The sequence below is a fragment of the bacterium genome (assembly GCA_036524115.1).
In the GTDB taxonomy this organism is placed as follows: Bacteria; JAUVQV01; JAUVQV01; order JAUVQV01; family DATDCY01; genus DATDCY01.
The window spans coordinates 40588-64139 of sequence record DATDCY010000012.1 but is presented as its reverse complement, the minus strand read 5'-3'; the positions used below and the strand labels follow the sequence as shown (position 1 = coordinate 64139).

Below are 23552 nucleotides of genomic sequence, written 5' to 3'. Positions count from 1 at the left end.
CGTGCGCATACCCTTCGGCACATGGAATGCGTCACGCCTCGCTCACCGCCAGCATGCATTCGTAGCCGCCAAATATCCCGTTGAGATCGGGTGCGGTTCCCGCTTTCGAAACGAAGACGTTCCTGGTCAAGGCGCTCTCCCTGGTGAAACTCGCCTTGTAGGCAAACCAGACCCGCCCCATCTCGTAGGTGCGATACCCGCTGGCGATGGCGTCCCGAATCGTCTCAAAATACAGCAGGCGGCCGGCCCTCGTTTCCTCGAAGCCCGGGTCCCTGCCGATCATGTAGCCCTCGCGCCGCCCGCAGATGTCGATGCAGGAGTGAACGGCAATCCTCGCGCCGCGATACACGGCGAAGAAGAGCGAGAGAAATCCTTTGGCTGCAAGCCGGGCGCACAGATCGCGATGGAATCGATACAAGCGCTCGTTCTTCAAGACGGCGGAGTCGCCGCGCCAGCGGCTGTCGTGCAGGGCCAGGTAGTCGTCGACGTCACGCTCGGTCACGCGCTCGGACGCGATCTTCTCGAAGGAGCCCCCGGCTTCGCGGAATGCCTGGCCATAGCGCTGGAAATACCGTCGTGTATCCTTGCCGAGCGACGCCCGGTACGTGTCCTCGTCCTTCGGCAAGGAGATGCGCCCGTAGTAATCCGGCGCATCCGCAAGGTGAGATTGGAGAACCCTCGTCGCGTCGCCCGGACCGACGTCCGCGCTGACGCAATCCAGGGCGTCACGAATCTTCTCTTCGAAGGTCCTCCTTGTCTGGGGGAGGATCAGCGACGTGCTGGGGCATGAGCCGAGCGCCTCGAGCAGCCCGTCCAAATGCCCGCGGAGGTCGGCCGTTGTCACCCTGGCGCGCAGCTGCCTCAGGCAGGAAACGATGATTTCCAGGTTCCATGGCCAGACGCCGCCCCTGCGCCCCGTCGTCGCAACGGTGTAGCGAACCCCGGCGGGCGCCTTCGCGCGCAAGTGAGCGGCAATCTCCTCGAGGTGCGGGGACGTTTCAGGGAGGTACTGCAGCATCAGCAGGTCGTCGTCGCCCAGCCCGTCGATCGCGGTGTCGAGGAGCGCCCCTATGACCTCCCGCCGCCTGCCCGCGGCGACCGTCAGGTCCATGTAGGGGATCAACTGGAAGTCTCCCGGAAGCGTGACGACGCGCCGCGGCACGGCACGGCCGCGCACCTTCACCGACTGCGAGGCGAGCGGCAGCGCTCCGAGGAGCTCGTCGCCCGCGAACGCCAGTATCACGAACATGTCTTCGAGCCAACTGCGCGTCCCGAGGAAGTTGGCGCCCCGAACCGTGTAGGTGTCCTGCCCGCTTCCGTTCGCGAAACTCTTCCACCAGAGCAGCGGGACATCCAGGTACTGAGAACACAGGGAGGCTTGGGTAGTCCTCGCCAGCTCCGAACAAGCCGGGACCCAGCGCTCGATCTCTGCCGGATCGGTCACGGTCCTCGTGGAGATCATCAGACGAGCGCCTCCACAGGAGGCCTGCGGCTCAGGAAGTTGACCGGGCTGGCCGACAGCCCGTACGCGCCGGAATTCATCACGGCCACCAGGTCCCCGACGTCCGCGCGCGGGATCTCCACGGTCCCGAAGGTATCCAATGGGGTGCAGAGCGGGCCGACGAGCGTCACTTTCTCCCCCGCGCCATCCAGGTCGTTCGCGGTCACGACGGGCATCGGCCGCCGCCGGAGGCCCTGGCCCAGGTTGCCCGACGCGGCGAGGTGGTGGTGCATGCCGCCATCGAGGACAAGGAACACCGTGCCTTGCGACACCTTGCGGTAGAGCACCCGGCAGAGATAGACGCCGCATTCCCCGACGAGATACCTGCCCAGTTCCAGGGTGATCGTCGTCTTCCCCAACCGCGCCTTCTCCTCGGCGATCGTGGCTCCGATAGCCGTCCCGACCGCGCCGAGGTCGAGGTCGGTGTCGCCCGCGAAGTAGGGAATGCCGAAGCCTCCGCCGGCATTGACCGCAGCGAGCGGCATGCCCTTCTCCGCGCAGATATCGAGGGCATAGCGGACGATATTGGCGAAGTGTTCGGCGAGGACGGCCGCGCTGAGGTTCTGCGATCCGGAGAAGACGTGGATGCCCTGAAAGTTCAGGTGGCGGTCGCCCCGAATGTCATCGAGCACGGGCGGAACCTGATCGGCGTCTATCCCGAACTGGCGTGGCCCGCCCATGCCCATCCCCGACTGCGCCAGGCTGAAGATGGGATTGACGCGGACCATGATGTTGGCCATCCTGCCCTGGCACCGGCAGATGTCCCGTACCGCCTCGATCTCATCGCGGCTTTCGACGCTGATGCTCCCGACACCCGCGCCGACGGCGAAATCGAGTTCCTCCCTGAGCTTCCCGGGACCCGCAAAGCTCAGCCGCGCGGCCGACACGCCCGCGTCAAGCGCCTTCCGGATCTCGCCAAGCGAAGACACGTCGAAGCCGTCGTACAGCTCCCCCATCAGGCTGAGCAGCTCCGGGTGGGGGTTTGCCTTCACCGCGTAGAGAATGCGAACGTCCCCGGGCAGCGCCTCCCGGAGGCTGTTCCGCCGGGCGACCATGGCCTCGCGGCTGTACACGTAGACCGGGGTGCCGTACCTGGCGGCGATCTCCTCCGCCGGCAGGCCGCCGATCAGGAGCGTCCGCCCCTTCCGCCCGTGGTGGGCCAGCGCCGACTGGAGAGCACTGTTGCCGATCATCGGGCTCCCACGGTCGCGGCGCGTGATCGGACTTCTCTTTGGATCCCGGACCGGTCGATCTTGCCGTTGTCGTTTCTTGCAAGGCTCTGTCGGACCTCGATCCCGCTCGGCACCATGTAGGGCGGCAGCTGCTCCCTGCAGTGCTTCAGCACGTCGGCGATCGCGACGGTGCCTTCGCCGGTCAGGGCGATCACCGCATAGACGGTCTGGCCGTACGTTTCGTGCGGAATGCCGAAGGCCACGGCCTCGGCGACGCCGTGACACCGGTAGAGGACGTCTTCCACTTCCGTCGGGCTGATCCTGTTGCCCGCGCACTTGATCATGTCGTCGTCCCTGCCGACGAAATACAAATATCCCTGTTCATCGACTCTGACCCGGTCCCCGGAGTACACCACCTTTTCGCGCAGCGGCACCTCGCCGGGTTGCCGCGGGTTGTCGCGAAACCTGCGGCCTGTCAGCTCCGGGTCATTCCAGTAGCCCTGCGCCACGAGGACACCCCGGTGGACCAGTTCGCCGACCTCGTTGGGTCCGACAGGCTCGCCGCTCGCGTCGAGGACCATCACTTCCTCCCCCGGGATCGCCTTGCCGATGGAGCCCGGGTATTGGTCGACGAGGTCCGGATCGAGATACGTCGAGCGGAAGGCCTCCGTGAGGCCGTACATCAGGAACATCTTGGTCCGCGGGAGGCGCCTCCGGATCTCCTGGACAATCCGGGGCGGTATCGCGCCGCCGGAATTCGTGACGTATCGCAGCCGGGGCATCGCGGTCGACTCCCAAGACGCCTGCACCAGCTGGATCCAGGTCGCCGCCACCGCCGCCAGTCCCGTCACTCGGTGCTTCGCGACCGCATTCAGGATGTCCTGCGGAAAGAGATGGTCGAGCAAGACGATCTGCGCCCGGTTGAAGAAGGCCGTGGTCAGTTGGTTCAACCCGTAGTCGAACCCGAACGACAGAATGCTCAGCAGGCGGTCGTCCGGGTTGATCCCCAGATACTCCGAGACCTTCTGGGTCCCCGCAATGACGTTCAAGTGGCTGAGCACGACACCCTTCGGCTTGCCGGTCGAGCCGGACGTGTACAGGATCGCGGCAAGGTCCCGGTCGGTCACGCGCGCCCGCGGTCCCGGGCACGCTGCGTTTCGCATGACGTCGTCCCATTCGACGAGCCGGAGCCTGGCGGGAAGCCCGGCATCCGGGACCTTGCCGATGCTGACGACGGTCTCGAGGCCGGTGGCGCCATCGGGCAGGTTCCCGAGACTCGCGACGCCGGCAGCGGTCGTGATGAGCACCTTCGCCCCGGAGTCCCCGAGAACGTGCAGCACCTGTGCGGGTCTGGAAAGACGCCTGATCGGGACGACCACTGCGCCGGCAAGGGCAGTCCCGAAGATGGCGATCACCTTCTCGAAGCGCTTCTCGAGGAACAAGCACACCCTGTCGCCCTTCGCGACGCCCGTCCGACTGAGGAAGTCGCCGAGCCTGAGGCTGCGCTCGAGGACGTCCGCGTAGGTGATGCTGTCGTCGCGCATGAACGCTGCGGCCTTGTCCGGGCACGCCTCGCCGGCGTGTATCGCCAGATCGCCGACGACCCTGATCACCGGCATCCGGAAGCCTCGGTGGTTCGCCATCTCTTCACAGCGGCCCGGCCGTTCACGAGAGGGTTCGACATCCCATCGCCTGAAGCGCCGCAACGGTGGCGGCGTTCAGGGCAGCGCTGTTTCCGGGCAGACTGAACGTGTGATCGGCCGCCGCAATCGTGGTGATGCGTATGTTCGGGTTCTTTTCGACCACCGTCTTCCCGAATCCGGACGAGATCCCTTCGAGAAACTCCTGGGCCACGTCATCGTGCGCGCTGAGCACGCACCACGTCGGAACCTCGATGTTCTGCAGGCTCAGGAGCAGCGAATCCAGGGAGAAGGGCTCGTTCGTCCAGCTCCTTGCGGCAAGCAGTTTGCGGATGCGCTGAGACACACCCGTGCGAAGAATGGTCAACACCTCCAACAAGGCACCCGCGACGTTCACCCTGACTCTCAGCAGGTCGCGCCAGAAGTCCCTCTGCAGCAATCTCCGCTTGTAGTAATGCCGGCGATACTGAACGAGTTCCTTCTGGATATAGGGGTTGCAGAGAACCGCCCCATCCGCCGCCCGGGGGCGCACAGCAACGAAGTGCGCGCTTGCGGAGGCGCCGTCGCACAGCGACCAGACGATCTTCCGGCCGCGGTTGACGACCGCCGAGTCGATGTAGGCAAGGGCCGCCTCGATCGAACCGGCCGCGCCGGCGGCCCCAACGAATTCCCCCTCGCTGTCCCCCATGCCCTCGTAGTCGAATCGCAGGACCGCCACGCCGCGTTCGCAGAGGTACCTCGCGAGGAGCACGTACAACCTGTGGCTGCCGTACCTCGTCTGCGGTCCCCCGGTCACCATGACGACCGTGTCGACCGGGGAGGCGGGTCCGTCGGGGATGTGAAGGATGCCGAACAACTGCCTGCCGTTGGCCGAGAACTGAACCGGCTGCTCCATCTCCTGCGCTACCGTTCCCCGAGCCACTGCAGGGAGTGCTGAATCGGCGCGGGGCACTCCCAGCGGAAATAGCGGTCCCAGAACGGTTCCGCCTCGATGTGATCGCACCGGACGGCGGCGCCTGAACCGAGGACGCCCATCATCCCCGCCATCGTCGCGCTCGGTTTGTCGAACAACGAGATTGAAAGGACCAGGGTCGGCCGGTCGGTCGGACAGCGCAGGGGCTGTTGCCCGACGGCACAGAAGCTGTCGAACAATGCCGGCGCGACCGGGTAGCCGATGACCGACATCGTATGCCCCTTGGCGAACTGACCGTCGGTCGGAACGGGAGCGCTCCCCCCGGCATCGTTTGCCATGATTCTCGAAACCGTGCTCCTGCGCAGGAACTGCCTGATGTGGAGGGAGAGATCGAGCACCGGCTCCCACAAGATCAGCGAGTGCACGGAGTCATCGTCGCACGCGTGCAGCCGGGCCAGGCCGCCGCCGAGCCTGAGCCCCCACAGCGCGACCCGGTCGACGTTCGCCTCGGCCTTGAGAACCTTGACCGCCGCCTGGAGGTCCTCCATCCAAGAGGAGACCGTCACGTCCTCGAGCGTCCCCTCGCTGTCGCCGGAGCCGCTCATGTCGAACCGCAGCACGGGGAAGCCCTGCTCGCTGAACGACCGGCACGCCTTCACCGCCACGGCGTGGGCCATGTTCTGTTCCTCGGCGAACGGGTGGCAGTACACGATGCCCGTGGCCCGGGACTGGCCGCCGGGCGGCCGGTAGAGAACGCCGAGCAGCCGGCGGCGCTCGCTCCCCCGAAAGAAGAAGATCTTTTCCAGACTCTCGCCCATGCCGGCTAGGCCAGCTTGCTCCTGACGAGCGCTGTCAACGTCGCGACGGTCTCGAACGCCTCGGCGGAGAGTTCTTCGTCCCGGAACGAAAATCCGAAATGATCTTCGAGGGACATGATCAGGTTCATGACCGCCATGGAGTCGAGCACGTTGCCGACCAACTTCGTCTCGGGCGTGACCGTCTCGCGCTTCAGCCCGCTCCCGACGGTGCCCACGACCACGTCCACCACCTGTGTCTGCACGGCGTCGCTCATGTCCACCTCACGGCAAGTTCTTCACGATCCTCGGCCCCAGCAGCGTGGTGAGGCCCACGGGGAGCCGCTTCCAACAGGCAATGGCGGCCCGGTACTTCGGGTTCCTCGGATTGATCTCGGGCAGCGCCCCGCCGCCGTCGAGCCAGTAATGCCAATAGAGCTGAACGGGACGGGCGCCCCATTGCTCCTTGAAACGGTACGTGCCCTCGCCCGGCGTCGAGCGCCCGAAATCGAACGTTGCATACCCCTGCTCGCAGGCGAACGCCAGGACGCTCCAGTAGAGAAGGGTGTTCGGGCTGCTCCTGTTGAACCGCCGCACGGAGGAGGCCCAGGGTATCTCCAGGGTGTCCTTGAAGCCGAGAAGAAAGCCCGACGCCGCCGGCTCCCCGTCCCTGGTGTAGACCGTACGGATCCAGGTGCTGTCGGGGAACTCCTCGAGGATGTTCCTGAAGAAGTCCTTCGCATAGACCGGGGTTCCCAGGTCGCGCATGTTGGCCGCAAATACGTCGTAGAAGGCGTCCAACTCGTCGGCGCGGCCGGAGCGGACCGTCATCCCGTCCTTTGCCGGCCTGCGGATCTGGCTCCTGAGTTTCGCGTCGAAAGACTTCAGCAGGTGGTCGGCGCTGTCGGGGAGCCCGAGGTGCATCGACACTTTTGCAGTCTTGGCCGGCAGCCCGAGGTCGAGCGGTTCCCTGTGCCGCAGCTCGATGTGAGAGGCGTTCTCCCGCCGGGCGATGTTCACAGCCTCCCGGAGCAGTGCGACCCTCGCCTCCTGGTCGTCGGCGCAGACGCCACCGTAGGTGACGAACGGCATCGACACCAGGAAGTTGCCGAAGAGCCTGCTCTTGAGCCGAACCAGCGGGAGCACTCCCGCCACGCCGCCCCCACTTTCGGCGAGGAGGTAGTGCGTCCTGTGGCCGAAGCTCCTTTCGACGACGCCCTTCCAGCCGAACCGGTGGTAGGCCGCCGCCGCGGGGCTCCCGTCGACATAGCAGTCCCATCGCTCTGCGTCGTCGGCGACCGCGGCGCGGACCTCCACGGCAACCTCGGGCCTTGGCCGCGCGGCTCAGGCCGGCAGCCCGAGCTTCTCCCTGGCGGCGCGGATCCACTCCGGCGGCACCGGCTCCTCGAACTTGCGCAGCCCCTCGGCCCGCGGGATGACCCCCTCGCGCACCATGTTGGCGATCTCCCAGATGTAGGGGTGGAAGCCGTACCGCCGCAGGTGGATGTCGTTGGCGAAGGCATTCAGGAGGCAGTTCGTCGAGTTGCTGTCGGTGTCCCGCGGCGCCTGCCAGCCGAGCTTGCCGATCGCCGCGAAGATCTTGCCCTCGTCGTACTCCTCCCAGGCCAGCGGGTGCACGTTCCACGGGAACTTCTCCGGCGCCGCGAAGTGCTTCTCGCTCAGGAAGTAGGCGCCGACGTCCTCCCCCGCCACCCGCTTCAGCGGTCCGACGATCGCCTGCTGGGTCATCCGCAGCAGCGCCGGGTTCGTCTGCATGATCGACGACTGCACGGGCGCCTGCCCCGGGGACCAGCCGAAGCCGATCATCGGGATGTCCTGCTCGATCGCCATCTTCAGGCACGCGGTCTTCACCAGCCCGATGCACGAGGTGCAGATCGTGCTCGCGCGCTCGAGCGTCTTCTTCGAGTAGAGCTCCTCCTCTGCCGCGGCCGCGAAGATCGTGCGCAGCAGGTCCCACCGCGGCTTAAAGAGGACGTGGTCGACGCCGAGCCGCTCGGTGACGTTCCTGATATTCTCCACGGCCCGCGGCGCGATGAAGCCGTTGTCGTAGCTGACCGCGAGGATGCGCAGACCGTACTTCTCCTTGAGGAGCGCCAGCGTGTATGTCGAGTCCTTGCCGCCGCTGAAGGCCATGAGGACGTCGTGGGTGCGCCGCTCGCGCCTGCCGTCCCGGCCGAGCTGCTCCAGCAGCTGCGCGAACTTGAGCGCGTACTTCGCCTTGTCCTCGCCGAGCTTGCCGGACCGCCCGACGAACTGCTGGCAGTGCGTGCAGACCCCCTGCTCGTCGAACCGGATGCCGGGGAACGTCTCGGGGAGGATACAGTTAGTGCAGATTTTCATGGCGGGCGAAGTCTCCTGATTTGAGTTCCTTCTTGCTGATCTTGCCGGTCGAGGTCTTCGGCAGCGACTTCATGATCTCGACCGCCTTTGGAACCATGAAGTTCTCGAGATGCGCGGCGCAGTGCTTGAGGACGTCCCTCTCGGTCAGCGCGGCACCGGCCTCGGGGACGACGAACGCCTTGACCGCCTCGCCGAGGATGTCGTCCGGGACACCGATGACGGCCGCCTCGAGGACCCCATCGAGCCCGTACAGCGCGTTCTCGACCTCCTTGGGGCTCACCTTCTCGCCGCGGCTCTTGATGATGTCGTCCTTCCGCGCGACGAAGTAGAGGAAACCCTCCTCGTCGGTCTTGAAGAGATCGCCGGTGTACAGGACGCGCTCCCCGGGGTACTTGCCCGGCCGGATGCAGGCCGCCGTCTCCTCGGGCAGCTCCCAGTAGCCGAGCATGACGTTGGCGCCCCTGACGACCAGTTCGCCGACCACGCCGGGCCCGACGCGGTTTCCCTGCTCGTCGACGATGTACACCTCCTCGTTCGGCATTCCCCGGCCAACGGAGTGCGGCCGGCGGTCCAGCTCCGCGGGCGGCAGATACGACACCCGCTTGCACTCGGTGAGACCGTACATCGAGTAGAGCCGCACGGCCGGGAACAGTTCCCGCAGCCGCCTGATGTGACTCGCGGGCAGCGCGGCCGCGGTGTTGGTCATGTAGCGCAGAGAGCTGAGGTCCCACTTCGGCAGGTCCTTCAGTCCGAGAAGGATGGCAAAGATGGTGGGAACTCCCGGGAAGCCCGTGACCTTCTCCCGGATCATGAGCTCGATGATCTCGTACGGGTACGTGAAGGACCTCTCCAGCACGACCGTGCCGCCGATCTTGAAGGCCATGAGCACCTGGTAGAGGCCGTAGTCGAAGGCCAGCGGCAGCACGTTGACGATGACGTCGTCGGGTGTGTTCTCGAGATAGGTCGTGATGGAATCCGCCGCCGAGACCATGTTCAGGTGCGAGAGCATCACCCCCTTCGGGTTCCCCGTCGAACCCGAGGTGTAGATGACGCCGGCGAGGTCGAGATCGATGCAGGGCGACACGAGGCCACCCGCCGGAGCTGCGGCCACTGCATCCTCGAAGGAAAGGAGTCTCGCCCCGGCAAAGGCGGCCACGTCCGCGCCGGCCTTCCCCGCGAGGATGACCGTCTCGAGGTGCGGGCTGGAAACGCGGCTGGCGACGGCCCGCCGCGGCGTCTGCGTGACGAGGACACGCGCCCGGCTGTTGTTCAGGATGTACTCGAGCTTCTCGGCCTTCGTCGTGGGGTTGACGACCATGAAGGCCGCCCCGGCTTTCATCGTGGCGAAGATGGACACCACGGCCTCGACGGAGTTGTCCATGAACACCGCGACCCTGTCGCCGCGGACGACGCCGGCCCCCGCCAGCGCCGCGGCAAGGGCATCCGCCCTGCCGTTCAGCTCCGCGTACGTGAGCCGCTGCCCATGACAGAGCAGCGCGACCTTCTCCGGGAACTTCCCGGCGCTGTGCTCGAGGAAATGGTTGACGAGGGTCTGTCTCACGCCGACTGCTCCCTGGCCCGCCCCGGTCCGGTCAGGCCGCACTCTTCCTGCCGACGTAGTTGGCGAGGTTGTCGACGGAGTCGAAGTTCTCGGGGAGCAGCTCCTCGTCGGCCACCGAGATGCCGTACTTCTCCTCGACGAAGGCCACGAGCTCCAGTACGCCCGTCGAGTCGATCAGGCCGTTCTCGAGCAGCGACGCGCCGTCCGTGAAGTCCGGATTCTCCTGGCCGAACAGAAAGTTCTCGAGGATGAACGTGCGAAGCGCCTCCTTGACGGGCATGTGCGATCTCCTAGGTTTTCTTCCGGGCGCTCATCACGCGGACGCTGCCCTGCCGCTCGTGGCAGGCGATGTCCCCGTAGCCCCCGGTCTTCTTGAGCAATCGCTCCACCAGCTTCTCCTGCCGCTCCCCGATCTCGAACACGAGCACGCCCTGCGGCGACAGGAATTCCCGGGCACCGGCGATCAGCTTCCGGTAGATGTCGATGCCGTAGGGTCCGCCGTCCAGCGCAACGAGCGGCTCGTGATCCACGATCTCGGAAGAAAGCCTGGCAAGCGACGATGTGGGAATGTAGGGGGGATTGCTGACCACCACATCGACTGCGCCCCGGCAATCCAGATCGGCGAAAGGGGCAAACATGTCTCCGCAGAACAGGCTGACGCGGTCCTGGACCCCATGCTTCGCCACGTTGCGCCGCGCCACCTCGACCGCGCCGGCGCTGATGTCGGAAGCCAGGATCCTCGCGCCTTCCAGCCCCAGCGCCAGAGTGATCGCGATGTTCCCGCTGCCGGTGCCGATCTCGATGATCGTCGGGCGCCTGCCGGGTGCCGTCGCGCCCCGGGCGTGTTCGCTGACCACCCGGACAAGCAGATCGGTGTCCTCGGTCGGAATGAGGGTGTCCGGCGTGCAGTGGAACACGTTTCCCATGAACACCGCCCTGCCGACGAGGTACTCCAGGGGCACGGTCCCCTTGCCTCTCTGCTCGATTGCGGCCAGGCATTCGCTCATCCCGTCGGCCGCCGTCGCGTCGATCCTCCGGAGGGAACCGTCGCCCAGAAGGTCCAGCAGGTGCACGGCCTCCCTGAAGGGCTCCGCAACCCCCGCTGCCTTGAAGCGGGCGTAGATCTCGCACAGATGGTCATACATGCCCGCTCTCCCGACGAAGCTCGATGCCGGACCTGCGCCTACACCTCAACGGCATACCGGGTCTCCTCCCTGAGATTCCCCTGCATCCGGCTGATGCGCGGGGCGAAGTTCTCGACGAATTGATCGTGCAGGAGCATCGTCGAGAGAATTCCCACGAGCGCCATGTTGTCCTTGAACCCAAGCACCTGGCTCTGCCGGCACTTCTTGGCCAGCATCGCGACCGCCGTTGGATTGAAGTACCCGGCCCGCCGCAGGCGGTTCTCGGAAAGGAGATCGTCCACGTAGTCCAGCGGCTGCGCGTGGAAGAAGCTCTGGGCGTCCGGCGCCATGTAGGGTTGCTTCGTGCGGCGCGTGATCGATTGCGGAAGCAGGTCGCGCACGCTCTTCTTCAGGAGGTACTTTTCCGTGAGGGCCCGCATGCGCAGGCCAGGCGGCAGGGCGAAACAGAACTCCATGACCCGGTGGTCCAGGAACGGGAACCGGCCCTCCACGGAGTTCGCCATCGCCATCCGATCCCCCTGGGAGCAGAGCAGGTATCCCGAGAGGAGCGTCTTGATCTCCAGGTACTGAGCCTGGGAGAGGTAATCGTACTGCGGCAATCTCTCGTGCAGGAGGGGCGCAAGGGCCTGGAGGTTGTCGTAGCCGTGGAGCGCGGACTTCAGCGGGTCGGAGAAGAAGACCTTGGTCTTCCGCGTGGTGTTCCAGCGGGGCACGTGCGCGTAGAAGGCCTCCGGGTAGCCCGAGACGTCGGCATTGAAGAAGGCCTCCCCGTAGCGCACGGAGCGCACCGGCGACTTTTCCAGGTAGGGGTACAGGCGCTTGAGGATCAGGGGGCGGAACGTCGACTCGGGCGCCCTTGCCAGGAAACGACGGATCTTTGCTTCCTTGAAGATGTCGTAGCCGGCCAGAATCTCGTCGGAACCTTCGCCGGTGAGCACCACCTTGTAGCCGCTCTCGCGCACCAGCCGCGAGAGGAGCATGAGCGGCGTCGGCGCTGTCCTGAGGATGGGCTTTTCCGCGTGCCAGATGACGTCGGGAAACGCTGCGCCGATGTCCCGCCCGGTGCAGGTGATGCTGCTGTGATCCGTGCCGAGGTGGTCGACGACCTCCTGCTGGTATCCCCGCTCGTCGAAGGCTTCATCGCTGAAGTTCACCGAGAACGTGCGCACGGGCGTGTCGCTGAACCTCCGCACGAGCGTGGCGATCACGGAGGAATCGAGCCCGCCGCTGAGGTAGGCGCCCACGGGCACGTCCGCCCGGAGCTGGAGCCGGGTCGCATCGAGGAGCAGCGCCCGCAACTCCTCGGCGTACTCGGCCTCGCGGCGAGGGGGCTGTTCCTGGCGGAAGTCCGGGTCCCAGTAGCACGCCGTCGTCTCGACGTCCTTCTCGACCACCATGACGTGGCCGGCCGGCAGCTCCTGGACGCCGGCGAAGGCCGTCTGCGGCGGCACCGTCATCCAGAACGTGAAGACCTGGTCGAGCGCGCGCGGCTCGATCGTCCGGCTGACGCGCGGATCCGTGAAGAGGGACTTGACCTCGGAGGCGAAAAGAAGGGAGCCTCCGACGCGCGTGTAGAAGAGCGGCCGGATGCCGACCCTGTCGCGAGCGAGAAAGAGTCGCTCCCGCCCCTTGTCCCAGACCGCAAACGCAAACTGGCCGTTGAGGTGCTGCACGCAATCGATGCCGTACTCCTCGTAGAGGTGGACGATCACCTCCGTGTCCGAGCGCGTGTAAAAGACGTGCCCGAGTTTCACCAGGGCTTCCCGCAGCTCGAGGTAGTTGAAGATCTCACCGTTGAAGACGATCCAGACCCTCTTGTCCTCGTTGTGGATCGGCTGCCAGCCTCCCTCGAGGTCGATGATGCTCAGGCGTGCGTGCGCCAGGCCGACGCCCTCCCCCTGGAAGAACCCGAAACCATCCGGCCCCCGGTGACGCAACACGCCGATCATGTGTTGGAGCTGTTCACGGCGCACCGGCTCTCTCGAAACGCCGTTCAGGACACCCGCGATGCCGCACATGGCGAACGTCAGCTCAACCCGAGGACCTGTCTCAGCGGGGCGAAGGCATAGGAACCGAGCAATGATCTCATCTTGTGGATGGTGGTGCGCAAATTGCAGTAGTGACGGAACCGCGACTTCATGCGCGCCTTGATCCGCGGCTGCTCGGGATCGAACTCCCAGGGATGCATGTACAGCACCGCGGGCCGCCCTCCTTCGTTGACGCGGTCGATGGCGAGACGCGTCACCCAAAGGGGGAACAACCGCAGGTACCCGCCTCCGGCTGCGGGCAGGCGGACCTTCCCGCCAAGAAGGGGCACCGTCGTCGGCGGGAATTCCCGCAGAATGCCGGCTTCCCGCCTGATACTGTGAATGCCCGGGTCGGCCCCAGGCATCCCGTAGACATCGTGGTGGATGGGGAAGATGCTCGAGTCGTAGACAAAGCCCTCTTCGATCAAGATGTCGACGGCCCAGACCGACTTGGGCGTGATCGAGAAGCTCGGCGCCCGATAGCCAAGGACGGGTGCCCCGCACTGATCCTCGAGGACGTGCTTGGCGCGGCGCAGATCCTCCCGGAAGCGATGGGGGCCAATGACGTCCAGCCGCTCGTGGCCGAATCCGTGGCAGGCAATCTCGTGCCCCCTGCCCTGAATGCGTTTGACCAGGCCCGGCACCCGTTCCGCGACCCAACCGAGCACAAAGAACGAAGCCCGCACCTGGTGGCTGTCGAAGAGGTCGAGAAGAACCTCGGTGTTCTTCTCCACGCGGAGCGGATACCTATCCCAGTCGGATCGATTGACATTGTGTTCGAACGCACTGACGTGGAAGTAGTCTTCGACGTCGACACTGAGTGCGTTGATCATAGGGCGTGACTCCTGTCCTGAGCGCGCGGATCAGAGTCTGGCTGAGGTTCTGAAAGGTAAGCCCAGAGTCGATCAAGGAAAACCGAGACGGGCTACCGCCGCAGGCCGACGCTCAAGAGCCTCGGCCGCCCGGTACCCAATAATGGCTGTCTGTCCGAAGCAAAACCGCAAACAAAATAGACAATTGCGTAAGGGAAGTCAAGGTTACGCCAACGGTTCCGGGTCTCGCGCACCGCTGGAGACGGGCGGCCTGCTGGCCTTGCCTCGGAGAATCGGGCATCCTCAGGCTGCGATGGGCTCACGGGTGAAATGGGCGGCGGGTGTCGGTGCGGCGTCCATCCTCCTCTACGCGACGGCTATCGAGCCAACCCAGATCAGTGTCACCAACATCGTCTTCAATGAGGGAGATCTGTCCAAGGCACTCGACGGCTGCCGGGTCGCCTTCTTGAGCGATCTCCACTTCCGCGATGCCGGAGGCCCGGCGCCCAACCTGGTTCTGCGCCAGTTGGACGAGATCCAGCCCGACCTGATACTCCTGGGGGGTGATTTCGTGGAATGGGGCGCGCGCGGAAGGGCCTACGACCAGGCGCTCGCCTTCCTGGCCGGGTTGCACGCCCCCCTAGGGGTTTTTGCAGTGCTCGGCGACGCCGATGCGACCGGCGCGCGCCGGTCCTGCGAGTTCTGTCATGAACCTGGGGAGCCCGACCGGACGTCGCGCCATGACGTGACCTTCCTCCGCGACCAGGCGGCGGAAATTCCAGCCAGGACGGGAACCCTGAGGATTGCGGGACTCGATCCGAAGGCCCACTCGCACCCCGATGCGAGGCTCCGTAGCCTGATTCGAGGGTCTGGTCCGACAATTGTCCTCTCGCACTCTTCCACCAGTTTTGCGGAAATTGCGGCCGCCCGCGAGATCCTCGTCCTCTCCGGCGACACCCACGGCGGCCAAGTCTGGCTCCCCACGTGGGCCTGGCGCCTTCTGCGGTTGCTGCCGGACCCGTCGCACCCGTCCGGTCTGTATCGGGAAGACAAGAAGTTCCTCTACGTGACGCGGGGAATCGGCACATCTCGTCTGCCATTTCGCCTCGGCGCTCCACCGGAAATCGTGCTCTTCGAGTTCAGGAGGCCGTAGCGTGATTGCCCCGGCTGTCCGTCGCCTCATGTCGTCAGGTACGACCCGCCGAACCGCGACGGCTCTCACCGTCGCGATCGGCCTGGTCGCCTGTCAGCGTACACGGCCATTCGAGTACGAGTTCGAGAGGCGCGACATTCTTGACGAGTTGCAGTGGCAGTGCGGCGCCATCTATCGCCTCTCTGCCTCGCACGCAACATCGGGCCGGTCGAGTCTGGAAATGACGCTCTATCCGGCGAGCGCGGGCAATCCGCGGCCCTATCCTGGGATCACCTTCGCCTCGTTCGATCCGGACTGGTCCCGGCGGAGGCTGCTCCGATTCGACGCGTATAACCCGGCCGCGAACAACGTCCCCTTGACGCTTCGCATCGACGACGCCGAGTACCCCGACTTCCCGGAGCGCTTCAACAGGACCTTCTCACTGGTTCCGGGGGCCAATCGGATCGCTGTCCCCCTGCCCTCGCTCGTGACCTCGGGCTCGCACCGCCCCCTGCGCCGGGAGTCCATCCGCCGCGTGTTCATCTTCGTCGCGAATCCCCGGGCCCCAGTGACCATTTACCTGGACGACGTCCGTTTGGATTGAGCGCTGATCAGGAGAGAGCGCCATCCAAGTGACGGGAGACAAAAAGAAACCGCCGCCCCGTCTTGCGAGGGGCGGCGGCGTTGCTGCGGAGCGGCCGGCGAATCTAGGCGCGGCGCCGGCGGCGGATCAGGCCCAGGCCGAGGATTCCGCTGCCGAGAAGCAACAGCGAAGAAGGCTCGGGAACCTGACTCGCCACGCAGACATGACTCAGGACGAACTTGGCATTCTTAGGAAGATCCCCGGCATAGGTAACGGTCGCGGTGCTGCCACTCACAAGAAGGTCGTCGTAGTGGAACCCCGTCGGCACCGCCACATACACCTGATCGACCTGTGGCTGAATCCACAGCGATGTGTCGTAGAACGAGGTGCCAAGATTGAGATGCACCTGGACGAAGGTCGCCCAATCATTGTCCGGAGCGATCACGAAATGCCAATAGGTGCCGTCATTCGGGCACCCCTCCGTCCCGGGAGCGCAGATCGGAGCATCGTTATTGTGGAGGTCCAGCGTTATCGTAGTCGCCAGCGCGCGTCCCACCGGTACTAGCGTCAGGACCAGGGCGGCCACCACCAACACCATCCATTTCTTCTTCATAACCAATCTCCTTTCGCTGTGCTCGCCGAAGACCAACCGTCCCATTTTCGTCATCATCGCTCTCTGCCTGAATCATGTTTGCATGAGTTGTGCCAAACCGAAATGTAGGGCATCTGCGAATCTAACACATTGATTATATTGCTTTTTAAATGATCGACGCCAGAATGCAGGTCCTTTGTGGTGCTGCGACCGTCTGGCAACATGTAAGACAGTTTTACAGTTCAAAGAAGAGCGAGATCACTGCTCGCGAGGAATCCCCAGCTTCTCCATCAGCTCGTACATCGTCGGCCGGCTGATGTCCAACTCCGCGGCGGCACGCGTGACGTTGCCGTTGTGGCGCTTGAGGGCGCGCTGGACAAACTCCCTCTCCACCGCGTCGCGCACCTCCTTGAGCGTCGTGCCCTCGTAGCGCGCGGCGGCGGAGTCCAGGTCGAGGTCAGCCGGCGTGATCTTCGTCCCCTCGGCCATGATCACGGCGCGCTTGACGCGGTTCTCCAGTTCCCGGACGTTCCCCGGCCATTGGTGGCGCTCCATGGCCCGCAACGCCTGGGGCGTGAAGGCGGCGATCTTCTTCTTCGCCTCGGCCGAGAACCTCTGGAGCATGGTCGTGGCCAGCAGCGGGACGTCCCCCTCGCGGTCGCGCAGCGGCGGCAGGACGATCACGACCACCCCAAGCCGGTAGTAGAGGTCCTCGCGGAACCGCCCCTCCCGCATCGCCGTCTTGAGGTCGCGGTTGGTGGCGGCGATGACGCGGACGTCGACCTCGATCTGCTCGCGGCCGCCGATGCGCTCGATCCGGTGCTCCTGGAGAAAGCGCAGGAGCTTGACCTGCAGCGGCGCGGAGAGGTCGCCGATCTCGTCGAGGAAGAGCGTGCCGTCGCGCGCCAGCTCGACGCGCCCCTTGCGCTGGATGTGCGCCCCCGTGAACGCGCCCTTCTCGTGGCCGAACAGCTCGCTCTCGAGGAGCGCCTCCGGGATCGCGCCGCAGTTGATCGCGACGAACGGGCCGTCCTTGCGCGCCCCGAGCCGGTGGATCGCCAGCGCCGCCAGCTCCTTGCCGGTGCCGTTCTCGCCCGTGATCAGCACCGGCGCGTCGGTGGTGGCCACCTTGCGGATGGCGGTGAACACCTCGGCCATCTGGGGGCTCGCGCCGAGCATCCCTTCGTAGGAGCGGCCCGTGACCTGCTGCTGCAGCTCGCGGTACTCCCTCTCGAGCCGGGCAACGTGGAACGCACGGGCAAGGATGAGCCGCAGCTCGTCGACCTGCACCGGCTTGGGGAGGAAGTCGTAGGCGCCGCGGCCGATCGCCTGCAGGGCGTTCTCGCGCTCGCTGCGGCCGGAGCTGACGATGACCTTGACCAGATCATCCTCGCGACGCATCGCCTCGAGCGCCGCGAAGCCCTCGCTCACCGCGTCGGGACTGGGTGGCAGCCCGAGGTCGAGGATGACGACTTCCGGACGCTGGGCGAGGAAGGCCTCGAGGGCCCGGGGGCGGTCCTCCGCGACAAGGACCTCGTACTCCTTCGCGAGGGCCCACTTGAGCTGGGTGCGGATGCTCTCCTCGTCGTCGACAACGAGGAGCTTCGGCTTCGACGGAGTCGCCTCAGACGCTGCGGCGTTCTTGCTCATGAACCACGTCCCTGTTTCTCAACACCGAATGGATGGAGGCCGGCGCGGATCCTACTTGCTCCCGATCTCCCCCAGTGTCTTTCGCGCCTCGTCCGCGCCGCCGAAGGCCGAACTCAGCTCCAGCGCCTTCTTCAACTCCGCGGCGGCCTGCGCGTTCTTGCCGCTCTTGAAGTAGGCCATGCCGAGGTGATAGCGGACGACCGGGTTGTCGCCGATCTTCTCGCGGGCCTCCTCCAGGGAGGTCACGGCGCGCGAGAACATGTTCATCTTGTAGAAGACCCAGCCGAGGGTGTCGGCGACGTTCGGGTCCTGCGGCAGCTTGTCCTGCGCGATCTGCGCAAGCTGCATGGCCCGATCCAGGCTGCCGCCGTGCTCGGCCTCGATCCAGGCGAGATTGTTCGCCGCCGGACCGAACTTCGGGTCGATCCGCAGGACCGCCTCGTACTGCTCCTTGGCCTTGGCCGTCTCCCCGCGCGAGTCATACAGGACGCCAAGCAGCATACGCGCCTGCAGCGAGTCCGGCTGCTTCTCCACGGCCGTCTGCCCCTCCCGCAACGCCTTGTCGATCATGCCGTGCCGCCCGTAGAAGGAGCCGAGGGCGACGTAGAGACCGTTGTTCCCCGGCGCCAGGTCCATGGCCTTCCTCAGGCTGGCCTCGGCGAGATCGAGCTTGCCGGCGCGCTCGTAGAGCTGGAAGAGAAGCTGGTGGTACGCCGGGTTCCTCGGCGACGCCTCGACCTGCTTTTGCACGCGGGCGAGCGCCTTCTCGGGCTGCTTCTGCATCATCGCCAGCATCGCGAGGTCCTGGAGCGCCGGGAGGAAGTCGGGTGAGAGCGCGAGCGCCTTCTCCATCTGCGCAGCGGCCTCGTCGAGCCTTCCCTTCGCGACGGCCAGCCTGCCCATCAGCTGGAATCCGTTCGGGTTCTTCGGGTCGATCCGCAACAGCTCCTGAAAGTGCCGCTCGGCCGTGACCAGGTCCTTCTTCCAATAGGCGGCGCTGCCCGCGATCAACCGCGCCTGGTAGTTGTCGGGGTCCTTCTCGAGGACTCTGCTGCTTTCCTCGAGCGCCGCGTCGAAGTTCTTCGACTTGAGCGCGAGATCCGCGAGAGTCAACCGCGCCTCGCGGTAGTCGGGCGCGACCTTGAGCGCCTCCTGCAGCGCTGCCCTCCCCTGCTCCGCATCCTTGTTCGCGAAGTGGGCCAGCGCCAGCGAGTACCACCCGGGCGCAAAGTTCGGCGCGGCCTTGGTGGCAGCCTGGAACGTGTCCAAGGCCTCCCGGTACTGGCCGCGTCCCATGGCGATCCTGCCCTTGAGCAGCAGCCCCTGGGGGTCGCTCGGGTTGCGCTTGAGCAGCTCCTCGACCGTGGCGGCGGCCTCGTCGGGCCTCCCGCGCAGCAGGGCGGCCTCCCCGATCGTCCCGAGAGCGCGGGCGTTCCCCGCGTCGAATTCCAGGACCTTGCGCAGCGTCGCCTCGGCTTCGGCGCTGCTTCCCTGCGCGCGCTGGAAGTCGGCGAGGGTGAAGTAGGGCATCGGGTTCTTCGGCTCGGCCGCGATGGCCGCGGCCAGCGCCTTTCCCGCCGGCTCGGGCCGCCGCGTCGCGATGTAGAAACGTGCGAGCAGGACGTGCGACTCGGCCTTCTGGGGCTGAAGTTCCACCACGCGTTTGAACTGCGTCTCGGCTTCGTCCACGCGACCCGTGACCCGCAGAAACTCGCCGTAAGCGGCGTGCGCCTCCGGCGAGTTCGCGTCGACGCCGAGCGCGGCCTTCAGCGTCTCCTCGGCCTTGGCCGTCTGGCGCGCGGCCGCATACAGCTCGGCCAGCCGTATGGAGGACTGCATCCGCTTGGGGTCGAGCTCGACTGCCTTCTTCGCCTCGGCGATCGCGCCGTCGATGTCCTTTGAGGCGGCGTCGACCCCGCTCATCAGCAGGTGCCCTTCGACGTTGCCCGGCTCCTTCGCCAGCACGAGCGTCACCTTCTCTCTGGCCTTTCCGGTCTCTCCGGCGGAGAGCAGAATGCCCGCGAGCTTGAGCTGCGCGTCGACGTTCTCCGCGTTCAATTCCACGCTCCGCGAGAGATCGGCGTACGCCTCCTTGACCTGTCCGGTCATGAGATACGCCAGGCCGAGCTTGTAGTACGCGAGTGCGTCCCGGGAGTCGATCTGCAGCATGTTCCGGAACTCGATGATCGCCTCGCGCACCTTCGACTCCGCCAGGTAGGCCTCGCCCCGCTTGAGATGCTTCGCCTTCTTCTGCTCTGAACTGCACCCCGGAAGGAGAGAGAATGCCATCGCGACGAGGAGACACAGCGAAACCTTCCGCACCTGACCGTGCATGATTGCTCCTCTGAATTGATTTGCGGACATTCTTACCAAATCGGTCCCCTGATATCAACTTTGTTCACTCTCTTATCATGAAGCGCGACGCTCCAGCGCGGCAAATGCGGGTTCGCCCCGGTGAAGTCCGGGCATCGATCAAGAGCGTCCCCTTGACATGCGAGGCCGGCCACATGATTATTGCGTTAATAGGAAACGCGAGAATCGAGGGATCTTTGCGTCGTTTCGGCCTAGAGCGTCCCAACGCCAGGGAGGAACTGTCTGTCATGCTGCACCGCGTCCCGTTCCGGCTGATCGCCGTCATCGCCGTCCTGGGCACCTTGGGCCCCGCCAGCGCCGAGGCGGCGGGCATCGCCTCGGGCGAGACCCGCTCCGGCCTTCTCCTGGGCGGCACCGGAGGGAACAACCGGGAGGAGACCTGGACGTTCACCGGCTCCGCCGGGGACCGGGTCGTGGTCGCCACGGCCCAGGACGGCAGCGGCGGCGTGCAGCCGGAGATCGTCCTCGCAGGGCCGGGCCCGGCGCCGGCCATCGCGTCCGCGACGGGCTCGTTCAGCATGTTCCGCTTGACGCACCAGCTCCCGGCGGACGGCGAGTACACAATCACCGTGCGCGACAACGGCGCCAACAACGACGGGTATTACTCGATCGCCTTCACGAACGTGAGCGCGGCCGCCATCGACCCCGGTCTGCTCGCCTCGGCCGTGGATCCCGACGGCGGTCCCGTCTCCTCGGGCCAGAGTGTCGGCGGGTCGATCACGGGGAACGCCGACATGGACTGCTTCCAGTTCGACGGATCGCCCGATGATCGCATCGTCGTCACCGTTTCCGGCTCCGGTCCGCAGCCGGAGCTGTACCTGTTCCCCCCCGGCGGCGGTGGCCCCGCGGCGGACTTTCCCGGAACCGGGAACCTCAGCACCCGCCGCGTGGATTACCGCCTCGGGCCAGCCGCCGGCGGCACGAAGTACACGCTGCTCGTCAGCGACTATGGCATGAACAATTACGGCAGCTATACGCTTTCGTTCGCCAAGATCCCCGGCGACGCCGCGTCGGCGACGGACGGCGATGGCGGCCCGATCGCTTCGGGCGAGACGAAGCTCGGCTACCTCTCGCCCGCGGTGGACAGCGACCTCTTTCAGTTCGCGGCGACCGCCGGCGACCGGATCGTCATCACGACAGCGCCACTCTCGGGGAGCGGTGTCCAGCCGGAGTTCTACCTGTACCCGCCGGCGGGGGGCGCACTCGAGGCCTCGAGTCTCGGCAGCACGTCCGGTCATCTGCTTGACGCGGTCGCCGCAGCGAGCGGGACCTACACGATCCTCGTGAGCGACTACGGCTTGAACGCCGAGGGGTGGTACTCGCTGTCCCTGGCGAAGATCCCGGGCGCGGCCGCTTCGGCGGACGACGCCGACGGCGGGATCATCGCCTCGGGCGAGACGAAGCTCGGGTACCTTTCGAACCGCTCCGACACCGACATCTTCCAGTTCGACGCCCAGGGCGGTGAGATGGTGATCCTGACGACGGCCGAGAACACCGGCGGCGTGCAGCCCGAGATTCGATTCTATGCGCCCGACGGGTCCTTTGTCGCGCAGGCAATCGGCAGCAAGGACTCGCAGTGGCTGGAGCAGCGGTTGCCCGCGCAGAGCGGAACCTACACGGCCGTTGTGAGCGACTTCAACCTCGACGCCGAAGGGTGGTACGCGATCGCGCTCGTGACGATACCGGGGGCCGTCACCTCGGCGGGCGATGCGGACGGCGGCACGATCATGTCCGGCGGAACCAAGGCCGGAGTGCTCAGCTATCAGGCGGACACCGACGTCTATCTCTTCTACGGCACGGCAGGGACCACGGTCGCCGTGGCCGCCTCGTCGCCTTCCTCCGGTCTCGAGCCGCAGATACGCCTGTACGCGCCCGGAGGCAACCTCGAGCAGTCCTCTCTGCCGGTGACGAGGGCGACGCGCGAGAATTGGCAGCTGCAGGAGACCGGCGTCTACTCGGTGGTGATCAGCGACGCCGGCCTGAACGCTTCGGGCACGTACGCCTTCTCGCTGGTTCAGATCCCCGGGGGCATCTCCCCGTCGGACAACGCGGATGACAACGACGGCGGCATGATCGCGCACAAGGAAGTGAAGGTCGGCGCGTTCCACTATGGCGCGGACCAGGATGTCTACCACTTCTACGGCCGCCCCGGCGACCGGATCACCCTCACGGCTGCGGCCTATGCCTACTCGAGCGTGCAGCCGGAGATCTACCTCTACCCCCCCGGCGGCGGGGCAATCGAGGCGTCCGCCACCGGGTCGCTGATGCCGCAGAAGCTGAGTCACACGCTCCTGCAGCGGGGGCTCTACACACTCGTCGTGAGCGACAACAACCTGGATTCGACCGGCTATTACTCGGTGGTCTTCTCGACGTCCGCCGCCTCCCCTGCCCCGGGCATCTACAACGCATTCCCGCCGCAGGGCTCGTCCGTGGTGACCTCGGAGACAAAGTTCATGTGGGACGCCGTCGCCGGCGCGACCGGCTACGAGCTTTACTACGGCACGGACCCGCTGGCGCCGCTGACGCTGCTGGACACGATCGCGACGAACTCGCGCATCTTCCCGGAGAAGGTCGCCGGCAACACGTACTACTGGCGGGTGGTCGCGTTGACGCCGGGCGGACCGGTCCCGGGCCCGTTCACCTGGTTCTCGTTCATCGCCGCGCCGATCATCCACCGCGACGACTTCACCGACGGCAGCGACGCCGGCGACCCGGACTGGCTCCCTTACCGGTACGCGAGCTGGCGCGTGAACAGCGCCAAGCAGCTGGCGTCCACGGCGAACGTGGACAACCGCGTCGTCAACAACAACTTCAGCGCGTTCCTGACGGGCAAGTTCGAGATAAAGACGAAGCTCTCGGGCGGGGGCTCCGCGGCCAACGCCAGCCTCCTCTTCGCGTACCAGAGTGACCACCAGCGCTACCGGTACGTGAAGCTGCTGCCCGGCAGGATCGTCGTCGGGCAGGCCGGGTATCTCGGGACGGAAGCCGGCGGGATCAAGAAGACGATTTTCGTGCCGACGGTCGTCGGCAGGTGGTACCGGCTGCGCGCCGACCTGGACTCCGCCGGGTACGTGCGGGTCTACCTCGACGGCAGGCTGAAGGGCGCCTTCAAGTTCAAGAGGGCGGTCGCCGGCTGGCTCGGGCTCGGCGCCTCCCAGGTGGAGACCTTCTTCGACAACTTCTACTGCGAGGAGGCGACCGTCTTCCCCTAGAGGGGTCCCCTCCTGCGCCTCCGCGCCCTGTGACCGCAATCACAGCGCCCCGCTGCCGCTTGGGTGCATTCTCTCTCCGGCGAA

General features: G+C 65.9%; 19 protein-coding genes. 3 read left to right on the top strand and 16 right to left on the bottom strand.

The genetic code is table 11. The annotated features are described in order from the left end of the window. Positions 1-31: 31 nt before the first annotated feature. The 13 genes from VI078_00640 to VI078_00580 all read right to left on the bottom strand — a co-directional run bounded on the left by VI078_00640 (position 32) and on the right by VI078_00580 (position 13947). On the bottom strand, positions 32-1462 hold the full coding sequence (locus VI078_00640) for a GNAT family N-acetyltransferase (protein ID HEY5997795.1): 1431 nt from the start codon (positions 1460-1462) through the stop codon (positions 32-34). After that, positions 1462-2574 (bottom strand): type III PLP-dependent enzyme, encoded by a 1113-nt coding sequence (locus tag VI078_00635; protein ID HEY5997794.1) that lies wholly within the window; start codon positions 2572-2574, stop codon positions 1462-1464. Before VI078_00635 ends, VI078_00640 begins: the two co-directional genes overlap by 1 nt. Positions 2575-2690: 116 nt before the next feature. Then, positions 2691-4379, bottom strand: coding sequence for an acyl-CoA ligase (AMP-forming), exosortase A system-associated (locus VI078_00630; GenBank protein ID HEY5997793.1), 1689 nt, complete (start codon positions 4377-4379; stop codon positions 2691-2693). Beyond that, positions 4339-5208, bottom strand: a complete 870-nt coding sequence (locus VI078_00625; protein HEY5997792.1) for a hydrolase 1, exosortase A system-associated — start codon at positions 5206-5208, stop codon at positions 4339-4341. Before VI078_00625 ends, VI078_00630 begins: the two co-directional genes overlap by 41 nt. A gap of 8 nt (positions 5209-5216) precedes the next feature. Continuing rightward, entirely contained in the window at positions 5217-6044 is an 828-nt protein-coding gene (locus VI078_00620; GenBank protein HEY5997791.1) for an alpha/beta fold hydrolase, read from the bottom strand. 5 nt (positions 6045-6049) lie between these two features. Further along, entirely contained in the window at positions 6050-6298 is a 249-nt protein-coding gene (locus VI078_00615) for an acyl carrier protein (protein HEY5997790.1), read from the bottom strand. Between the two features lie 7 nt (positions 6299-6305). Beyond that, positions 6306-7337, bottom strand: a complete 1032-nt coding sequence (locus tag VI078_00610) for a FemAB family XrtA/PEP-CTERM system-associated protein (protein HEY5997789.1) — start codon at positions 7335-7337, stop codon at positions 6306-6308. A 27-nt stretch (positions 7338-7364) separates the two neighbouring features. Next, the gene (locus VI078_00605; GenBank protein ID HEY5997788.1) at positions 7365-8381 is read right to left on the bottom strand and encodes a hypothetical protein; all 1017 of its coding nucleotides are present in this window, start codon (positions 8379-8381) and stop codon (positions 7365-7367) included. Beyond that, entirely contained in the window at positions 8365-9942 is a 1578-nt protein-coding gene (locus VI078_00600; GenBank protein ID HEY5997787.1) for an AMP-binding protein, read from the bottom strand. The genes VI078_00605 and VI078_00600 overlap by 17 nt, the downstream gene beginning before the upstream one ends. 31 nt (positions 9943-9973) lie before the next feature. Beyond that, positions 9974-10222, bottom strand: a complete 249-nt coding sequence (locus VI078_00595) for an acyl carrier protein (GenBank protein ID HEY5997786.1) — start codon at positions 10220-10222, stop codon at positions 9974-9976. A gap of 10 nt (positions 10223-10232) precedes the next feature. Further along, a complete protein-coding gene (gene prmC / locus VI078_00590) occupies positions 10233-11087 on the bottom strand; it encodes a peptide chain release factor N(5)-glutamine methyltransferase (protein ID HEY5997785.1) in 855 nt (284 codons plus the stop codon). 38 nt (positions 11088-11125) lie between these two features. Further along, positions 11126-13105 (bottom strand): asparagine synthase (glutamine-hydrolyzing), encoded by a 1980-nt coding sequence (gene asnB, locus VI078_00585; GenBank protein ID HEY5997784.1) that lies wholly within the window; start codon positions 13103-13105, stop codon positions 11126-11128. 8 nt (positions 13106-13113) lie between these two features. Beyond that, on the bottom strand, positions 13114-13947 hold the full coding sequence (locus VI078_00580) for an XrtA system polysaccharide deacetylase (GenBank protein ID HEY5997783.1): 834 nt from the start codon (positions 13945-13947) through the stop codon (positions 13114-13116). A 304-nt stretch (positions 13948-14251) separates the two neighbouring features. On the opposite strand from VI078_00580, the gene VI078_00575 reads away from it, so the two are divergent. Further along, positions 14252-15079 carry a metallophosphoesterase gene (locus VI078_00575; protein ID HEY5997782.1) on the top strand — a complete coding sequence of 276 codons (828 nt, stop codon included), beginning with the start codon at positions 14252-14254 and terminating at the stop codon, positions 15077-15079. Between the two features lies 1 nt (position 15080). Further along, positions 15081-15662, top strand: a complete 582-nt coding sequence (locus VI078_00570) for a hypothetical protein (GenBank protein HEY5997781.1) — start codon at positions 15081-15083, stop codon at positions 15660-15662. A 103-nt stretch (positions 15663-15765) separates the two neighbouring features. Here the strand turns inward: VI078_00570 and VI078_00565 are convergent, their stop codons facing one another. The 3 genes from VI078_00565 to VI078_00555 form a co-directional block, all read right to left on the bottom strand. Next, positions 15766-16254, bottom strand: a complete 489-nt coding sequence (locus VI078_00565; protein ID HEY5997780.1) for a PEP-CTERM sorting domain-containing protein — start codon at positions 16252-16254, stop codon at positions 15766-15768. A 237-nt stretch (positions 16255-16491) separates the two neighbouring features. Further along, a complete protein-coding gene (gene prsR, locus VI078_00560; GenBank protein ID HEY5997779.1) occupies positions 16492-17883 on the bottom strand; it encodes a PEP-CTERM-box response regulator transcription factor in 1392 nt (463 codons plus the stop codon). A gap of 51 nt (positions 17884-17934) precedes the next feature. Beyond that, the gene (locus tag VI078_00555; GenBank protein HEY5997778.1) at positions 17935-20217 is read right to left on the bottom strand and encodes a tetratricopeptide repeat protein; all 2283 of its coding nucleotides are present in this window, start codon (positions 20215-20217) and stop codon (positions 17935-17937) included. A gap of 266 nt (positions 20218-20483) precedes the next feature. On the opposite strand from VI078_00555, the gene VI078_00550 reads away from it, so the two are divergent. Beyond that, positions 20484-23468 carry a hypothetical protein gene (locus VI078_00550; GenBank protein ID HEY5997777.1) on the top strand — a complete coding sequence of 995 codons (2985 nt, stop codon included), beginning with the start codon at positions 20484-20486 and terminating at the stop codon, positions 23466-23468. The last annotated feature ends 84 nt before the right edge of the window (positions 23469-23552 follow it).